Raw genomic sequence first — 17,923 nt, forward strand, 5'->3', positions numbered from 1 at the left:
GGCGGTTTTTTCGCAGAGATACTGCCCGGCGTGTTCACAAGGTAACGCAGCAAGGCGTTATCCTCCCACTTATCCAGGCACGTCTTTCCGGAGGGATTCGCAAGGGAGCGGGGCAAAGAAAAAGGCACCACCCTTCTTTCGAAGAGTGGTGCCCGGGGACGGGATCGAACCGCCGACACCATGATTTTCAGTCATGTGCTCTACCAACTGAGCTACCCGGGCATCTCTGCTAGAGTGGCCGCCGAAGCGACCGTCTCGTTGTCGGTGGCGGGCCTATGGCGAAGCGCGATCTGCTTGGCAACCCTAAAATGACGAGATGATTTCAATCGTCCTGTGGATAGTTTTGCGGGGCGGCCGGTCCGGGCAGGGCGTAACCGTCCTCAAGCCACTGGAGAAGGTCGCGGTCGCGGCAGCGCTTCGAACAGAAGGGGGTGTGTTCAGCCACGCGCGGCTTGCCGCAGATCGGGCATTTGCGATTGCTCAGGGTCATGACGAGACCGCCTGCGCGAATCCGCCCGTCAGCGCAAGGCCGGTATCCTCATGCCAGCGCAGGGTGCGCCCGGTGCGTCGGGCAAGCTCGGCTTCCCATTCCGCTGGGACTTGCGCACGCACGCGGGGGTGGGCGCTGAGCAGCAGCGTGCCGGGTTCCTGGACGCGCTCCGCCTGCCGCAGCAGGAGCCTTGCGCAGGCGCCTGCGCGATCGTGGCGCAGCCGGTGGAGAATCGAGGGGCGTTCCAGCCGTGCGACAAGCTGGACGAAACCGAAGCCGTTCATCGCCGTGGACTGGTGCGGCCAATGGTCCAGCGCCTGCGCCAGCGCCGCGTCCACGGCGCGGCGGTCGTCCTTGCGCTCCAGCGACGGGAAATCGATGCCGATCGATCCGCCCAGGTCGAACTGGCTCACGGCGCGGGCGATTGCGGGGACTGCCGCCAGCGCGAGCGCGCGGGGGGCAAGGGCGCCGTCGATGTCGATCAGCGTCATCGCCGGGGTCGGGATCACGAGAATCGCCCCGCCATCGAAAGTCAGTTCGCCGTCGAGCGCCTCGCCCGCCAGTTCGGGCCAGGGGTCATCCGGGAACTGCCTGAGCTTGCGCACGGGAAAGCCGGTTCCGCGAAGCGAATCGGCGAGCGTGGGGGCAGGGCGGGGCGCGAGATCGGTGATTTTCGCCTGGGCCCGTTTGAGGCGGCCGGATTCGGCCATGGTGGCACGGGTGACGATCGCGCGCACCGGGGCACCTTCGCTGGCCTGGGCGGGCAGTCCATCTACCAGCGCTTCCTCGCCCGAGGGGAAGCGCAGGGTTCCGCGCGTCGCCCCTTTCGCGCGGGCGATGAGCACGGCGTCCGCCACTTCCCCGGCGACGAGGCTTCCGTACCACTGCAAGCGGGCCGAGAGCACTTCGCCGCCATCAACGAGGATCGCGCGGCTTTCGCCGATCCCGTCCTCGACCAGCCACTCAGGCATCGGGCATTTCTGCGGAAATCTCAGGCAAGTGCGAAGCCCGCCGCCCTGAGGAGGGCGCGGGTCTCGTAGAGGGGGAGGCCGACCACGCCGGAATGGCTGCCGGAGATCGAGGTGATGAGACCCTCTGCACTGCCCTGGATGGCATAGCCGCCCGCCTTGCCGTCCCATTCACCGCCGGCGATGTAGCTGTCTATCTCTTCGGCGGTGAGCGACTTGAAGTGCACGATCGTTTCGGACAGCCGTTCGCGCAGCAAGCCTTCGGGAGACTTCAGCGCGATTGCGGAGAGCACGCGGTGGCGGCGGCCGGACAGCAGCGCCAGACAGGCGCGCGCGGTTGTTTCGTCCTCGGCCTTGGGCAGGATGCGGCGGCCGCAGGCAACCACGGTGTCTCCGGCAAGGACGTGGGCGTCTCCGGCGTTCACCGTGAGGGCCTTTTCACGCGCCATGCGGCGGGCATACTCGCGGGGAATCTCCCGCGCGTGGGCGGTCTCGTCGATATCGGCGGCCATGACGGCGTGAGGCACGATGCCGAGCCGGCCGATCAATTCGCGGCGGCGCGGGCTGGCCGAGGCAAGAATGAGTCGAAGGTCTCGCGGGGCGGGGCAAGCGTCCTGCGAAGCGATGGGGTCACCCGGCGGGGACACGGTTTCAGTACTGACCGGGGCCACCGCGACCTGGCATGAAACGGTAGGTGATGCGACCCTTGGTAAGGTCGTAGGGGGTGAGCTCGACGAGAACTTCGTCACCGACCAGCACGCGGATGCGGTTCTTGCGCATTTTTCCGGCGGTGTGGCCAAGGACTTCGTGGCCGTTTTCCAGCTCCACGCGGAACATCGCATTAGGCAGGAGTTCTACGACCCGGCCGCGCATTTCGAGGAGTTCTTCTTTCGCCATTGGCGATCATTACCCGTAAGCTTGCTGCAACATCGCGCGCGGCATACCCATGACGCGCCAAAAATGGAAGCCTCGCCTGCGGCACGCCTGCAAACTCCCATTGCGACGAATGCCGGTGTTCTTGCGACAAAATGTTACCCCGCAGCGCCTTGAAGCCATTTCGCACTCGCGGCATCAGCGCCGTGGGGACGGGGGAATTCATTTCTTGGCGGAGAGTAGACTTGCGGTGCGTGCATCTCATCCCTTTGGCTGCGGGCGTATGCCTGCCGGCCCTTGCCATGGGGCAGACGATTTCCAATCCGGTGACTGTGAGCGCGGCCGCCGGGCTGGCTGGCAGCGGCGCGGCGGTGCCCGTGGCGGCACAGGATGCGCCTGCGGTTCAGGATGAAGACAAGGACGAAGACCCGCTGGAGGTCAGCACCGGGGACATCGTCGTCGTCGCGCCGCGCATCCGTGGGCAACTCGACGTTCCCAACCAGCCCATCGCCACTTTCGACGAGAACGACATCGCCGCTTACGGGGCGGATTCGATCGGCGACCTGATCGCCGCGATCTCGCCGCAGACCGGCAGCGGGCGTGGACGCGGTTCGGGCACGCCGGTGATCCTCGTCAACGGCCAGCGCATCACCAGTTTCCGCGAGATGCGCAACATCCCGCCCGAAGCCATTCGCAAGATGGAAGTGCTGCCCGAGGAAGTGGCGCTGCGCTTCGGCTATCCGGCGAACCAGCGCGTCGTGAACATGATCCTCAAGGACCAGTTCTCCGCCACGACCGTTGCCGGCGAATACAATCGCCCGACGCGCGGCGGCTTTGACAATTACGAACTGGAAAGCGGCATCGTGAAGATCGCCGGCCCGCGCCGGTACAACTTCAACGCCAAGTACACCGATACCTCGATGCTCACCGAGAGCGAGCGGAACGTGCGGCAGGAGGATTCGTCGCGGCCCACCGTGGCGGGCGATCCCGATCCGGCGCGCTACCGCAGCCTCGCGGCGGCAGACAGCGAATTCGTAGCGAACGGCACGATGACCCAGAGCCTTGGCGAACAGGGCCTTGCCGGGTCGATCACGGCCAACGGCACATTCACGCACTCGGTCACCACCTCGCTGTCGGGTCTGGATACCGTGACGCTGACGTCGCCTTCCGGCAGCAGCGAGATCAGGGCCTTGCCCGATCCGCTGACGTCGCGGGTGGTGACGGACATTTTCGAGGCGGGGCTCGGCTACAATGCCATGATAGGCCAGTGGATGTTCAACATCACCGGCGACGGCAGCTATACGGATGCCGAGACCCGCACCGACCGGCGCCGGGACCTGACCGGATTGCAGGATGCGGCAGAGGCCGGCAGTCTCGACGTAGCAGGCGCCTTGCCCTTCGTGCCGGGCGCCGGTGTGGATGTCGCGCGCAGTCGCACGACCGGGCTGTCCTCTCTCGCGACGCTTTCCGGCACGCCCTTCAGCATGCCGGCGGGGGATGCGAACCTCACCTTCAAGGGCGGGTATGACTTCAGCCAGGTCCGGAGCGAGACGACGGCGATCAACGGCACCGGCAGCAAGCTCACGCGCGGGGACGTTTCGGCAGGCGTCAACCTGGCGATTCCGCTCACCAGCCAGGGCGATTTTCTGGGCGGGATCGGCGATCTTGCGCTGAATGTCAGCGCCGGGCTTGACCATCTTTCCGACTTCGGCACTCTCACTGACTGGAGCGCCGGTCTCACCTGGTCGCCGACCGGCAAGCTGACCTTCCAGGCGAGCTACCTCGTCGACGAGGCCGCGCCGACGCTGGCATTGCTCGGCGCCCCGAACGTGCTCACCTACAATGTCTCGGTCTACGATTTCACGCGGAACACCACCGCGCTGGTGACGGTGCTGACCGGCGGCAACCAGGATCTCGTCAAGGAAAAGCAGCGCGACATCAAGATGTCGGCGACGTGGGAGCTGCCCTTCATGGAGCGCTCGAACCTGCTCGTCGAGTATTTCCACAATCGCTCCTCGAACGTCAGCGAAGCTTTCCCGATGCTCACGCCGGCCGTGGAGGCGGCGTTCCCGGGCCGTGTCCAGCGTGACGAGGCAGGCAACCTGACCTATGTCGACCGGCGCGCGGTGACGTTCGACGAGGAAACCAGTTCGCGTATCCGCTGGGGGCTGAATCTCTCGGGCAATCTCGGTAGCCAGAACGGGCAGGGCGGTCCGGGCGGTCCGGGCGTACCTCCTTCCGGCGGCGGTGCGCGTCCCGGCGGGGCGCCGGGCGGTCGTGGCGGGCCGCCGATGATGGGGCCCGGAGGCCCCGGCGGGAAGGGCGGTCGCTGGAACATCTCCGTCTATCATACCTGGCGCTTCACGGACCGCGTGACGATCGCGGACGGGGTGGAGACGCTCGACCAGCTCAATGGCGAGGCGCTGACGGCCGGCGGCGTTCCGCGCCATGCGATCGAGGCCGAGGGCGGTCTGTTCAAGAACGGCTACGGCCTGCGCCTCAAGGCCGAATGGGAAGCGCCCACGCATGTCAACGGCAGCGGCGCGCCGACCAGTTCCGACTTGCGGTTCGGCAGCACTTTCGACGTGAACCTGCGCCTGTTCGCCGATCTCGGCAGGAACGAGGCCCTCGTGGCGAAGATGCCCTTCCTCAAGGGCGCGCGGCTTTCGCTGACGGCGGACAACCTGCTCGATTCGCGGCAGAAGGTCACCGATCAGAACGGCCTGGTGCCTATCGCCTATCAGGCTGCCTACCGCGAGCCGCAGGGCCGGGTGCTCGGCATAGATTTGCGCAAGATGTTCTGATCGTCCCCTCTTCCCGGACCTGATCCGGGAAGAGGGGAGGAGACCGCTTCCCCTTCGGCGCTTCAATCTCTATCTGGCGCTCATGGCGCGAACACCTGCCGGTACTCCCGAACACCCCAATGGCACCGAACGCTTCAACGAGGAGCGGGCGCGCGACACGCTGCGCGGTTCGGACCAGCCCGATCTGCAAGCCGGCGTGGAGGTCATCCGAGAGACGGTGCGGACCCTCCCGGCCAAGCCCGGCGTCTACCGCATGCAGGATGCCCGCGGCGACGTGCTCTACGTGGGCAAGGCGCGGGTGCTGAGGAACCGGGTGGCCAACTATACCCAGTGGGAGCGCCTTCCCGGACGGCTCCAGCGCATGGTCAGCCAGACGCGTTCGATGACCATCGTCACCACCAATTCCGAGGCGGAGGCGCTGCTGCTCGAAGCGCAGCTGATCAAGCGCTTTCGCCCGGCCTACAACGTGCTGCTGCGGGACGACAAGTCGTTCCCCTTCATCCTGCTGCGCGCCGATCACGACTTTCCGCGCATCATGAAGCACCGGGGCGCGCGCAAGATGAAGGGCAATTACTACGGCCCCTTCGCCAGCGCCGGTTCGGTCAACACCACGATCAACGCGCTTCAGAAGCTGTTCCTGCTGCGCTCCTGCACCGACAGCTTCTTCTCGCGGCGCGACCGGCCCTGCCTGCTCTACCAGATCAAGCGCTGCTCGGCCCCCTGCGTGGGGCGTATCGATGAGGCAGGCTACGGCGAACTCGTGAAGGAGGCCAAGGACTTCCTTGGCGGCAAATCGAGCGCGGTGCAGAAGAAGATCGAGAGCCAGATGGCCGAAGCCGCGGAATCGCTGGACTTCGAACGCGCGGCGATGCTGCGAGACCGTCTGCGCGCGGCAACCTTCATCCAGGGCAGCCAGGCGATCAATGCCGAGGGCATGGACAGCGCCGATATCTTCGCGATGGCCTGCAAGAACGGGCAAGTCGGCGTGCAGGCCTTCTTCATTCGCGGCGGCCAGAACTGGGGCCACCGCGCCTTCTTCCCGACCCATACCGAAGGGCTGTCGGAAGAGGAGGTGTTCCAGAGCTTCCTTGCCCAGTTCTACGAGGAAGTGCCGCCTTCGCGCACGATCCTGGTCGACCGGGAATTGCCCGAGGCCGAACTCATGGCCGAGGCGTTCCGAGAACTGGCGGGCGGCAAGGTCGAGATTTCGGTGCCCCAGCGCGGAAATCGGCGGCGCCTGATCGAACAGGCGATGCGCAATGCCGTGGAAGCGCTTGACCGCCGCATGGCCGAGCGCGGTTCCCAGGCGAAGATCTGGCGCGAGATGGCGGAATTCCTCGAACTGCCGGACCTGCCGCAGCGCGTGGAAGTCTACGACAACTCGCACATACAGGGCAGCAAGGCTGTCGGCGCGATGGTAGTGGCGGGGCCGGAGGGCTTCCTCACCAGCCAGTACCGCAAGTTCAATATCCGCGAGGCGCAGTCGAACGACGATTTCGCGATGATGCGCGAGGTCATGACCCGTCGCTTCGGCCGCGTGCAGGAAGAAGACCCCGAGCGTGAGAGCGGCACCTGGCCGGACCTCGTGCTGATCGACGGCGGCAAAGGCCAGATGAGCGCGGTGAAGGACGCGCTGGAAGAACTCGGCATCGAGGACGTAAACCTCATCGCCATCGCCAAGGGGCCGAACCACGGGCGCGAGGGGCGCGAGGTGTTCCATTTCCCCGACGGGCGCGAGAAGATGCTGCCGGTCAATTCGCCGCTGCTGTTCCATCTCCAGCGTCTGCGCGATGAGGTCCACCGCTTCGTCATCGGGGCGCACCGGGCGAAGCGCAGCCGGGCGATCACCGCCAGCCCGCTTGACGAGATTCCCGGCATCGGCCCGGCCCGCAAGCGCGCCTTGCTGCTGCACTTCGGCACGGCCGGGAAAGTGCGTGCCGCCAGCCTTGCCGATCTCCAGCGCGCGCCCGGCGTCAGCGCGGCGGTCGCGCAGACGATCTACGATTTCTACCATCCGAACGGCTGACCGCTTCCATACGAACGGCCGACTCCCATCGACGAACGACATGGCCGCTACGCGACACTTCGCGCTAGGACGCGCGCATTCGCTTGCGCGCGGGGTGGACCTGCGCATCAGCATCAAAGCCGATTTCCCGGAGCTTCAGCCTCTCATGCGTTCTTCCCTGCGTAACCTTGCCACGGCCGGCGCCGTGATTGCTTTCGCCGTTTCCACGCACGCTTTCGCCGCAGCCGTACCGCCCGCCGCTTCGGGCGCGCCGGTGCCGCTGGCCGACACCGTGCCAAGCGACCTGCCGCGCAGCGCCCGGCCCAGCCACTACCGCATCGAGGTCACTCCCGATGCCGAGAAGCTGACGTTCACCGGCACGGTCTCGATCGATCTCACCGTCTTCACCGCCAGCGATGCGCTGACCCTGCACGGTAACGGCCTCACCGTCTCCGCCGCGAAGCTGGTCGCCGAGAACGGCATGCAGATCGCGCTCCAGACCAGTGCCGACGACAAGGCTCAGACCCTGCGCTTCGCTGCGGGCAAGGCCATCGCGCCGGGCAAGTACCGCCTCGACGTGACGTATGCGGGCAAGATCGGCACCCAGCCTTCCGGCCTCTTCGCGCTCGACTATCCCGACAAGCGCACCGGCAAGGACGTGCGCGGCATCTTCACCCAGTTCGAGGCGCCTGAAGCCCGCCGGTTCGTGCCCAGCTTCGACGAACCCAGCTACAAGGCGACGTTCGACCTTTCCGCGGTCGTCCCCGCAGATCGCATGGCGATCAGCAACATGCCGGTGAAGGGCCAGGAAGCACTCTCCGGAGGACTCAAGCGCGTGACGTTCGCGACGACGCCGAAGATGAGCTCCTACCTGCTGTTCTTCGCCATGGGCGACTTCGAGCGCAGCGCTATGAAGGCGGCGGACGGCCTGGAAGTGGGCATCGTCTCGCCCACCGGCAGCGGCGCGAAGGCGGACTATGCCCGTGACGGCCTCGCCCAGATCCTGCCGTGGTTCGACGATTACTTCGGCGTGAAGTTCCCGCTGCCCAAGCTCGACAACATCGCAGCGCCCGGCTCGTCGCAGTTCTTCGGCGCGATGGAGAACTGGGGCGCGATCATGACTTTCGAGCGCATCCTGCTGCTCGACCCCGCCGTGACCAGCCCCTCCGGCAAGCAGAGCATCTACAGTGTGCAGGCGCACGAAACCGCGCACCAGTGGTTCGGCGATCTCGTGACGATGGCCTGGTGGGACGACATCTGGCTGAACGAGGGCTTTGCGAGCTGGATGGCCGACAAGGTCACCGACCACTTCAACCCCGAGTGGAACTGGAAGCTGAACGGCATCGACGGCCGCGAAGGCGCCATGGCGCTCGACGCGCTGCCGACCACGCACCCGGTTGTGCAGAAGGTTCGCACCGTTTCCGAGATGGAACAGGCCTTCGATTCGATCACCTACCAGAAGGGTCAGGCGGTCATTTCGATGCTGGAAGACTATGTCGGCGCCGATACCTGGCGTGCGGGCATGCAGACCTACATGCGCAATCACGCCTATTCGAACACCAGCAGCCGGGACCTCTGGGGTGCGATGGAATCGGCCGGCGGCAAGGACGTGGACCTCATCGCCGAGGCCTTCACCCACACGCCCGGGGTGCCGCTGCTGCGCGTGAACGTCTCGGCTTGCGCTGGCGGCAAGACCCGTCTCGACCTGACGCAGGATGCCTTCTCGCTCGATCCTTCGGCGCGTGCCTCCTCGACAAACGGCGGCGAGAAGCCGACCTGGCCGATGCCGCTGCTGATCCGCGCCGGTAACGGCGAGCCGACGCGCCATCTGATGAGCGGCCGGACCGAGAGCCTGACCGTTGACAGCTGCGATGCCGTGCTCGTGAACGCGGGCCAGCTCGGCTATTACCGCACACTCTACAACGGCAAGGCGCTCGATGCTCTGGTCTCCTCGTTCGGCTCGCTTGCGCCGATCGATCAGTACGGGTTGCTGCGTGACAATCTCTCGCTGTCGCTGGCCGGGTATCAGGACATGTCGGCGGGCCTGCGGCTGCTGGCCTCGGTGCCCGGAACCGCCGATGCGACGCTGGCGGGCAAGGTCGTCGGCCAGTGGGAGAGTGTCTACGGCTTGCTTGACGATGCCAGGGTGAAGGACAAGCTCGCCGCGCGCATCTCGAAGACCTGGGCCCCGCGTCTCGACCAGCTGGGCTTCGATCCGGTCGCGAACGAGCCGCTGACCGATACCAAGCTGCGTGCGCAGTTGATCGACACGCTCGGTTCCATCGGCGACAAGCGCGTCGTGGCCGAGGCGCGCCGCCGTCTTCAGGGCCTTGCCGCCGATCCCAAGTCGCTGGACGGTCCGCTCAAGGGAACCTGGCTCGGCGTCGCCGCAAGCAACGCGACCCGGGCCGACTGGGACCTGCTGCGCCAGCAGGCGGCCCGGGCCACAAGCTTCGTCGAACGCCAGCTCTACTACACAGACCTCGGCATGGCGCCGGATGAGGCCATCGCCAGGGACGCCCTTGCGCTCGCCATTTCCGGCACGCCGGATGCCACAAGCGCCTCGCAGATCATCACCACGGTCGGCCGCGCACATCCCGAGATGACCTTCGATTTCGTCCGCGAACATCAGGCGGTGGTTGACGGGCTGATCGAACATTCCGGCCGCGCCCGCTTCTTCGCGCGCATTGTCGGGTCCACCACGAACCCGGAGATGGTCGGCAAGATCGAGGCCTATGCCGCCACGCTTCCGGCCGATGAGGGGAAGCCCGTGGTGCAGGCGCTGACCGGGCTGAAGGAGCGTCTGGCCAACCGTCCGCGGCAGCGGGTTGAGGTTGCAGCCTGGGTCAAGAAGGCCAGGTAAAAAGGGGCAGGGGGGGCTATGCTCCCCTGCCTTCCCCCTATTTCTTAAACCTGCGAAGCACGCGCCAGGTGAAGGCCTTGACCCGATTGCGCGCAGGCCAGCGCTTCGTCCGGTGCGGTGACAGCCCCAATCCGCGCAGCCACCCGTTTAAAGCCCGCGCGTCCGCCTCGGCGAAGCTCCATTCCGAGCGCCAGGTAATCGACAGCGAAACCGACGGAGTGCTGCCGTTGCGCACGAAATGCGGCGCCATGACCGGCACGTAGACCGCATCGCCCGGTGAAAGCGCGAATTCCGTGCCGCCGCATAGCAGGTCGTCATGCCATTTGAGTTCGCGGCCGCCGCCGGTGTGATAGGTCTCGTGCACTTCGTCCGGCGCAAAGCGGGGATCGCCTGCGGGGAACTGGGTCATGACCTTGGTGCCGCGCACCTGCAGCAGGATATTGTGCTCGGGGTCGAAGTGGTAGGGTGTGACGCCGCCCGCCGAAGTGATGAAGGCGAAGGCCTGAAGCTTCATCATCCTGCCGGTCCTCGCCTCGATCAGGGGGCGCAGTTCGCCCAGCAGGTCTTCGAGCAGCTGCGCGTAGGCAGGCTCCTGCTCGATGTTCTTGATGACGGCCCAGGAGTTGGTGGTCTCGATCTCGCGGATGGTGCGGCCGATGGGAATGCCGGTGGCGGCAGGTTTGCCATCGACGCCGAGGGGCTGATTGCCGAAATTGTACTCGACCGAAGCAGGCGGAAGCGATTCCGCAAGGCAGGCCAGCGCTTCGAGCGCCATGAGAGGGTGGTCGCCGAGCGCATGAGTCAGCTTGTGGGCCGTTTCCGGGTAGTTCGCCGCAAAACGTTCGCGGGTGCTTTCGGAGAAAACCGGCGAGGAAGCGATCCGCGAGACCACGTTCATCGCCCCCCTCCCGCCGGATTGCGTACGAGTTCGGCGCGGACGAAGCTGCGAAACAGGCGGCGGCGCAGTGGGCCGCCGATGGCGATGGAAAGCCGCGCCATCGTGCGCCGTTCGCGCCACAGGTGGTCGATCATCGGATGATCGGCAGCGGCGCAACTGTCGCTCCACTCGATATCGCCGCGTTCAAGGATGTCGAGGTTCTCGCGCTGGAGCAGGACGCCGGGCGAAAAGCGGGAATAGCGCTCGTCGAAAGCGGTCTTGAAGGAGTATGCGCCCGGCGGGGTCAGGAAGCTGGCGAGCATGGCGATGGGGCGACCGCCCAAGGTGAGCGAGAGGCGTTCGAGGCGCCCGCGTGCCGCCGCGCCTTCCAGGCTTTCGCGAAACAGGGCTGCCGTACCCGCATGATTGGCCAGGGCGGAACCGGCTTTGCCTTTCCAGCCCGAGGCTTCGAGCGCGAGGAACCTCTCGCACCATTCGGGCAGTCCTTCCGTGTCGGAGCGGCGCTCGGCCGCCACGGCGCCCTGTTCGGCGAGGCGAGACGCCTGGCGGCGCAGCTCCTTGCGCTTCTTGGAGGAGAGCGAGGCTTCCAGATAGGCATCGGCCGAAAGGTCCGAAGCGAGCAGGGCACGGTCTTCGCGCAGGACGATTTCGGTCTGGCGCGCCTCCCCGGAAATTGTCGCGGAAAGGGCGGCATGGATCGGTCCATCCACGGGCATGGCGCGTAGATGCAGGAACAGTGCCTGTCCCGCACGGTCGTCCGCCCAGTCCAGCACCGCGCGCCAGAAGTCCCGCTCGGCACCGCACGCGATCAGCGGGACGCCGCAGAAGCAGTTTTCATGAAGCCAGCTTGCGAGATTGGGCACGGGCCACCGGTAATAGCGCGGCGCGCTTACCACGGGCAGGAGGCCGGCAAGTTCGCCTGCCTGCTCGAACAGCAGGACCATGACCTTACCGGTGTCGGGAAGGTGCCGAAGCGAGGGCAGGAGATACCAGCTCTCGAAGAAGGGGTTAGGTTCGCTGGCGCGCAGTGCCAGCCGGTCCCACGCCGCGATCTGGTCTTCCAGCGCGCGCCAGGGCAGGCAGGACAGCGTGCTTTCCGGCGGCATGGGGGCAGGAGCCGCCAAAGCGGTGTCCTTCCGAACCGAAGTTGCCTGCCGGTGAAACATGGTCGAATGCATCAGCCTGAATGGATCGCTGCTGATCCGTCCTAGCGTGGCGGCATCAAGGAATTGCTAACGATGGCCCCGGGGAAAACGATCCCGGCGGATCGCTCCGCGCGGGGCCATTGCCCGAGGCCATCGTTCAGCGTTCCGGGTTCAGCCTCCCGCCAGTGCGGCGAGCAGTAGCAGGGCGACGATATTCGTGATCTTGATCATCGGATTGACCGCAGGACCGGCCGTATCCTTGTAGGGATCGCCGACCGTATCGCCCGTCACCGCGGCCTTGTGGGCTTCGGAACCCTTGCCGCCGTGGTGGCCGTCCTCGATGTACTTCTTGGCATTGTCCCAGGCGCCGCCGCCCGATGTCATCGAGAGGGCCACGAACAGCCCGCCGACGATGACGCCCAGAAGCAGGGCGCCCAGTGCCGCGAAGCCGTTTTCCGTGCCCGCGACCGCGGAGATCACGAAGTAGACCACGATCGGCGCCAGTACCGGCAGCAGTGAAGGCACGATCATTTCCTTGATCGCCGCCTTGGTCACGAGGTCCACGGTCCGTGCATAGTCGGGCTTGGATTCGTAGGTCATGATGCCGGGGTTGGCCTTGAACTGTTCGCGCACGTCCACCACCACGTCGCCCGCCGCGCGGCCCACCGCGGTCATGCCCATGGCCCCGAACAGGTAGGGCAGGAGCGCGCCGAGCAGCAGCCCGACGATGACGTAGGGATTCTCCAGGCTGAAATCGACGTTGAGGTCCGGGAAGAACTCCCGCAGATCATTGGTATAGGCGGCAAAGAGCACCAGCGCGGCAAGGCCGGCCGAGCCGATGGCATAGCCCTTGGTGACGGCCTTGGTGGTGTTGCCCACGGCGTCGAGTGCGTCGGTCTTCTCGCGCACGGCGTCGTCGAGGCCCGCCATTTCGGCAATGCCGCCGGCATTGTCGGTGACCGGGCCATAGGCATCGAGCGCAACGACCATTCCCGCAAGCGCCAGCATGGCGGTAGCGGCATAGGCGATGCCGATGAGGCCAGCGAGCTGGTAGGCGACGATGATGCCGGTGACGATCACCAGCGTCGGCAGCGCGGTCGCCTCAAGACTGATGGCGAGGCCCTGGATCACGTTGGTGCCGTGGCCGGTTTCCGAGGCCTTGGCGATAGAGCGCACCGGGCGGTAGCCGGTGCCGGTGTAGTATTCTGTGATCCAGATGATGAGCCCGGTGATGACCAGCCCCACCAGCGAACAGTAGAACAACGTGCGGCCGGAGAAATCGCTTTCGCCGATGAGGGCGTTGATGTCTCCCAGAGCATATCCGATCGCCCACCAGATCGCCGGGACCGAGAGTACCGCCGTGACCAGGAAGCCCTTGTACATGGCGCCCATGATGTTCTGCGAGGAACCGAGCCGGACGAAATAGGTGCCGATGATCGAGGTGACGATGCAGACGCCGCCGATCAGCAGTGGCAGCGCCATGAGGCCGGAAAAGTTGTCTATGCCCTTCATGAGCAGGGCGGTCAGCACCATGGTGGCGCCGACGGTGACGACGTAAGTCTCGAACAGGTCTGCGGCCATGCCGGCACAGTCGCCTACGTTGTCTCCCACATTGTCGGCGATGACGGCGGGGTTGCGGGGGTCATCCTCGGGAATGCCGGCCTCGACCTTGCCGACGAGGTCGGCGCCGACGTCGGCCGCCTTGGTGAAGATGCCGCCGCCGAGACGCGCGAAGATCGAGATCAGCGAAGCGCCGAAGGCGAGGGCGGTGAGGCCCTGGACCACGGTGCGGTCTTCGCCGCCAACCGTATGTCCGCCGGGCCCGGTCAGGTACCAGTAGAACACCGCGATCGCCAGCAAGGCGAGGCCAGCCACCAGCATGCCGGTGATGGCGCCCGCGCGGAAGGCCAGCGTGAGCCCTTGTTGCAGGCCGGTCTGCGCGGCGGCGGCGGTGCGCACGTTTGAGCGGACCGATATGTTCATGCCGATGAAGCCGGCGACGCCGGACAGGATCGCGCCGACGACGAAGCCGATGGCGGAAACCGTACCGAGCGTAATGGCGATGATGATGGCGACGACGAGGCCGACTACCGCGATCGTCGAATACTGGCGCTTCAGGTAGGCTTGGGCGCCTTCCTGAATGGCGGCTGCGATTTCCTGCATCTTTTCGTTGCCGGCTGGCGAGCCGAGCACTTGGCGGCTGGTGACGAAGCCATAGAGAATGGCCAGAAGCCCCAGGACAATTGCGATCGTGACTGGATTCACAAAACGCCCCCTTTTCCCAACGATGTAACGACGGGTTTTCCCGCTCGATCCGACTATGGCTATAGGGAAGCGGGATTAGTGGCAAGCGCGTTGATGGCGGCGGAATTTACGGAATTGCGCCATCCTGGATCAGGTTCGGCCTGCAACAGGTTCGGCCCGCTTCAATGCTGGTAGCCCAGTCGCTCCGGCAATGGCGTGGGCGCGCCGTTCCATTCCAGCGCAACGCCTTCCCCTTCGTCCACCGTCCCGATCAGATGTACGTGCGAGCCTGCCGAGGCGGCGGCGGCGCGTATGTAGGCGCTGTTCACGGCAGGGGCGGTGAACAGCAGGACATAGTCGTCCCCCGCCGTCATCGCGGCGATGCGCTGGTCGAGCCCGTCACCGGCCGTGGAGACGAGCGCGGGGGAAAGCGGAACCTCGTCCGCGGAGAGGGTGATGGCAACCGCGCTGGCCACTGCCATCCGGCGCGCATCGACAAGCAGTCCGTCCGAGACGTCCATCATCGCCGTCACCAGGGGGGCAAGCGCCACTCCCAGCGCCGGCTCCGGCATGGGGCGGCGGTAGCGATCGGCAAGCCATGCGGCATCGGTGCTCTGCACATCGCGGCCCGAGGACAGCAGGTCGAGGCCCAGCCCGGAATCGCCGAGCGTGCCGCTCACCCACACGAGATCGCCCGCCTGCGCGCCGCTGCGGGAGGGCACGAGGCATTCGGTCGGCCCCAGACCGAGCGCGGTCAGCGAGAAACTGCGTGCGGAACCAGCCGGCATTCGCACGGTATCGCCCCCCAGGAGCGGCATCGCGAAATGGCGGCAGGCACGCTCCAGTCCCGCAAGGAAGGCACGGTCCCAGTCGTCTTCGCCAAGCGCGTGCGACTTGAGGCAGCCGAGCGGGGCCGCGCCTTTTGCGGCAAGGTCCGAAGCGTTCACGGCGACGAGTTTCCAGGCCACGTCCTCGGGCGGGTCGCCGGGCAGGAAGTGGACGGATTCGACCAGGGTATCCATGGTCAGCACCAGCCGCTCGTCGCCGATTTCCAGAACGGCGGCATCGTCGGCAAGGCCGCGCGCAGCCGGGTCCACGGCAATCGCGCGCAAGGCGTCTATAAAGGCGAATTCACGGGTCACGCCGGAGACAATGGGCCGTGGCGGGCCCATTGTCGAGATCACGAGTGAACGCTCATGCTGCGCGGAAACGCGGCATCCAGGATCAGCGGACGACCTTGGCGACGGCGTCGAGCACGCCGTTCACGAACTTGGCTTCGCGCGCATCGAAGAAGGCGTGAGCCACGTCGAGATACTCGCTGATGGCAGCGCCGGTCGGCACGTCGGCGCGGGCGAGAAGCTCGTAGGTTCCCGCGCGCAGAATCTGCAGCATGGTCTTGTCGAGGCGGGGCAGCGCCCAGCCTTCGGCGAGCTTGCCCGAGAGCAGTTCATCGATCTCGTCACGGCGAGAGATCACACCCTTCACCACGTCGTCGAAGAAGGCGACTTCGGCCTTGGCGTATTCTTCTTCGTCGATCGTCATGCCGAGACGGTGGCGGTGGAATTCGTCAAGCAGGGTGGGCAGCAGGGTGCCCTCCATGTCGAACTGGTACAGCGCCTGGACGGCGGCGAGGCGGGCGGCGGCCCTGGCTTGCTTCGAGCCGGCTTGCTTGGAATTGCTCATTGGGAAAGTCTCACGGAAATGGAGCGCGCGTGCGCGGGAAGCCCTTCGGCATCGGCAAGGGCAACGGCGGCGGGGCCGATGGCCTCCAGCGCCGCCTGGTCGAGCTGGATGAAGCTGGTGCGCTTCATGAAATCGAGGACCGACAGGCCCGAGGCGAACCGCGCGCGACGCCCGGTGGGCAGCACGTGGTTGGGGCCGGCGACATAGTCGCCCACCGCTTCGGGGGTCATGCGGCCAAGGAACACCGATCCGGCATGGCGGATCTTGCGGAACAGGCTCTCCGGATCGTCGGTGGCGATCTCGACGTGCTCGGCGGCGAGCGCATCGGCAAGGGCCGGGGCCTCGTCGAGGCTCTCGACAACGACGATCACGCCGTAGTCGTTCCACGACTGGCGAGCGGTTGCTTCGGTGGCGAGGGTGGACAGCTCCAGTTCCACCGCTTCGGCAACAGCGTCGGCATAAGCCGCATCGTCGGTGATGAGGATCGACTGCGAGGTCGGGTCGTGCTCGGCCTGGCTCAGCAGGTCGGCGGCAATCCGGCGGGGTTCGTTCCTGGCGTCGGCGATGACGAGGATTTCGCTCGGTCCGGCGACCATGTCGATGCCGACGACGCCGTAGAGCTGGCGCTTGGCCTCGGCCACCCAGGCATTGCCGGGACCGGTGACGACGTCGACCGCGGCGATCCGATCGGTGCCGTAGGCCAGCGCGCCGACGGCATGGGCACCACCCACGCGCCACACTTCATCCACGCCAGCAAGGTGCGCGGCGGCAAGGACGAGCGCGTTGACTTCGCCCTTGGGCGTAGGCGTGACGACGACGAGACGCTCCACGCCTGCGACCTTGGCGGGGATCGCGTTCATCAGCATCGAGGAGGGGTAGGCCGCGCGGCCGCCCGGCACGTAAAGCCCGGCGGCATCGACCGCGCGCCAGACCGCGCCGAGGCGGACGCCGGCTTCGTCGGTATAGTCGCGGTTTTCCGGCAGCTGGGCGGCGTGATAGGCGCGAATGCGGGTTGCGGCGAGTTCGAGCGCCGCGCGCAGTTCCGGGGCGAGGGCTTCGAATGCGGCGCGGCAGGTTTCCGCATCGATCCGCCAGCCGCTCCGGTCGAGGTCGTGCCCGTCGAAGCGCGCGGTATAGTCGGCCAGCGCCGCGTCACCGCGTTCGCGCACTTGCGCCAGGATTTCGGCCACGTCGCGGGCGACATCGACGGCGCTCTCCCGGCGGTCGGAAACGACGCGCCGGAAGGCTTCCGCGAAGTCCGCGTCCTTGCTGGAAAGGCGCAGCATCAGGCGGCGGCCTTCTGTTCGGCTACCAGCGCACGGAAGGCTTCGACGAGCGCGGCCACGCGGTCGTCGGTCTTGAGCGCGGCACGGTTGACGATCAGGCGCGCGGAAATGTCGAGGATGCGGCTGGTTTCGACAAGACCGTTTTCCTTCAGCGTGCGGCCGGTGGACACCAGGTCGACGATGCGGCTGGAGAGGCCGAGCGAAGGGGCGAGTTCCATCGCGCCGTTCAGCTTCACGACTTCGGCCTGTACGCCCAGCTTCTCGTAATGGCGGCGGGTCAGGTTCGGATACTTGCTGGCGACGCGCAAGTGCGAAGGCAGCGCCCCGCCGACTTCGCCTTCACGTTCGGCCACCGAGAGCCGGCAGTGCCCGATATCGAGGTCCACCGGGGCATAGAGGTCGGGGTAGGCGAACTCTTCCACCACGTCGGAGCCGACGATGCCGACTTGCGCCGCGCCATGCGCCACGAACGTCGCCACATCGAATGCGCGCACGCGGATCAGGCGCATCTCGCTGTTCTCGCACGCAAAAGAGAGCGCGCGGGACTTCTTGTCGTGGAATTCCGCCTCGGGCACCACGCCGGCACGCGCCATCAGAGGCAGCGCTTCGTCGAGGATTCGGCCCTTGGGCACGGCGAATGTCAGGCTTGTCGGCATGGTGCGCG

14 protein-coding genes and 1 tRNA gene are annotated in these 17,923 nt (G+C 66.3%); 3 read left to right on the top strand and 12 right to left on the bottom strand.

Translation table 11 applies throughout. The features are described 5' to 3' along the window. Positions 1 to 146: 146 nt before the first annotated feature. The 5 genes from U9J33_RS09335 to infA form a co-directional block, all read right to left on the bottom strand. Positions 147 to 222: transfer RNA gene (locus U9J33_RS09335), tRNA-Phe, on the bottom strand. Between the two features lie 100 nt (positions 223 to 322). Next, positions 323 to 490: a DNA gyrase inhibitor YacG gene (locus tag U9J33_RS09340; RefSeq protein ID WP_082370555.1), complete on the bottom strand. Its 168-nt coding sequence runs from the start codon at positions 488 to 490 to the stop codon at positions 323 to 325. Continuing rightward, a complete protein-coding gene (locus tag U9J33_RS09345; protein WP_324694712.1) occupies positions 487 to 1,461 on the bottom strand; it encodes a ribonuclease E/G in 975 nt (324 codons plus the stop codon). Before U9J33_RS09345 ends, U9J33_RS09340 begins: the two co-directional genes overlap by 4 nt. 20 nt (positions 1,462 to 1,481) lie before the next feature. Further along, entirely contained in the window at positions 1,482 to 2,003 is a 522-nt protein-coding gene (locus tag U9J33_RS09350) for a Maf family protein (protein ID WP_324699031.1), read from the bottom strand. A 106-nt stretch (positions 2,004 to 2,109) separates the two neighbouring features. Next, a complete protein-coding gene (gene infA, locus U9J33_RS09355) occupies positions 2,110 to 2,355 on the bottom strand; it encodes a translation initiation factor IF-1 (protein WP_054441495.1) in 246 nt (81 codons plus the stop codon). Positions 2,356 to 2,663: 308 nt separating this feature from the next. Here infA and U9J33_RS09360 point away from each other — a divergent pair, with 308 nt between their 5' ends. The 3 genes from U9J33_RS09360 to U9J33_RS09370 all read left to right on the top strand — a co-directional run bounded on the left by U9J33_RS09360 (position 2,664) and on the right by U9J33_RS09370 (position 10,003). After that, entirely contained in the window at positions 2,664 to 5,135 is a 2,472-nt protein-coding gene (locus tag U9J33_RS09360) for a TonB-dependent receptor (RefSeq protein ID WP_324694714.1), read from the top strand. Between the two features lie 82 nt (positions 5,136 to 5,217). Next, positions 5,218 to 7,161, top strand: a complete 1,944-nt coding sequence (uvrC, locus tag U9J33_RS09365; RefSeq protein WP_054441501.1) for an excinuclease ABC subunit UvrC — start codon at positions 5,218 to 5,220, stop codon at positions 7,159 to 7,161. Positions 7,162 to 7,201: 40 nt separating this feature from the next. After that, positions 7,202 to 10,003: a M1 family metallopeptidase gene (locus U9J33_RS09370; RefSeq protein ID WP_324694718.1), complete on the top strand. Its 2,802-nt coding sequence runs from the start codon at positions 7,202 to 7,204 to the stop codon at positions 10,001 to 10,003. Between the two features lie 37 nt (positions 10,004 to 10,040). Here U9J33_RS09370 and U9J33_RS09375 read toward each other — a convergent pair whose 3' ends face one another. From U9J33_RS09375 to hisG, 7 genes are all read right to left on the bottom strand, one after another. Continuing rightward, a complete protein-coding gene (locus tag U9J33_RS09375) occupies positions 10,041 to 10,901 on the bottom strand; it encodes a JmjC domain-containing protein (RefSeq protein WP_324694720.1) in 861 nt (286 codons plus the stop codon). Further along, the gene (locus U9J33_RS09380; protein WP_420719880.1) at positions 10,898 to 12,007 is read right to left on the bottom strand and encodes a GNAT family N-acetyltransferase; all 1,110 of its coding nucleotides are present in this window, start codon (positions 12,005 to 12,007) and stop codon (positions 10,898 to 10,900) included. The genes U9J33_RS09375 and U9J33_RS09380 overlap by 4 nt, the downstream gene beginning before the upstream one ends. A gap of 210 nt (positions 12,008 to 12,217) precedes the next feature. Further along, positions 12,218 to 14,311: a sodium-translocating pyrophosphatase gene (locus U9J33_RS09385; protein WP_324694724.1), complete on the bottom strand. Its 2,094-nt coding sequence runs from the start codon at positions 14,309 to 14,311 to the stop codon at positions 12,218 to 12,220. A gap of 161 nt (positions 14,312 to 14,472) precedes the next feature. Further along, positions 14,473 to 15,432, bottom strand: coding sequence for a thiamine-phosphate kinase (gene thiL / locus U9J33_RS09390; protein ID WP_324694726.1), 960 nt, complete (start codon positions 15,430 to 15,432; stop codon positions 14,473 to 14,475). An 82-nt stretch (positions 15,433 to 15,514) separates the two neighbouring features. Then, positions 15,515 to 15,973: a transcription antitermination factor NusB gene (gene nusB / locus U9J33_RS09395; protein ID WP_054441504.1), complete on the bottom strand. Its 459-nt coding sequence runs from the start codon at positions 15,971 to 15,973 to the stop codon at positions 15,515 to 15,517. Continuing rightward, positions 15,970 to 17,259 (bottom strand): histidinol dehydrogenase, encoded by a 1,290-nt coding sequence (gene hisD, locus U9J33_RS09400; RefSeq protein ID WP_324694729.1) that lies wholly within the window; start codon positions 17,257 to 17,259, stop codon positions 15,970 to 15,972. Before hisD ends, nusB begins: the two co-directional genes overlap by 4 nt. Then, entirely contained in the window at positions 17,259 to 17,915 is a 657-nt protein-coding gene (gene hisG / locus U9J33_RS09405) for an ATP phosphoribosyltransferase (protein WP_054441505.1), read from the bottom strand. The genes hisD and hisG overlap by 1 nt, the downstream gene beginning before the upstream one ends. Between the last annotated feature and the right edge of the window lie 8 nt (positions 17,916 to 17,923).

Source organism: Novosphingobium sp. RL4 (genome assembly GCF_035658495.1).
Lineage (GTDB): Bacteria > Pseudomonadota > Alphaproteobacteria > Sphingomonadales > Sphingomonadaceae > Novosphingobium.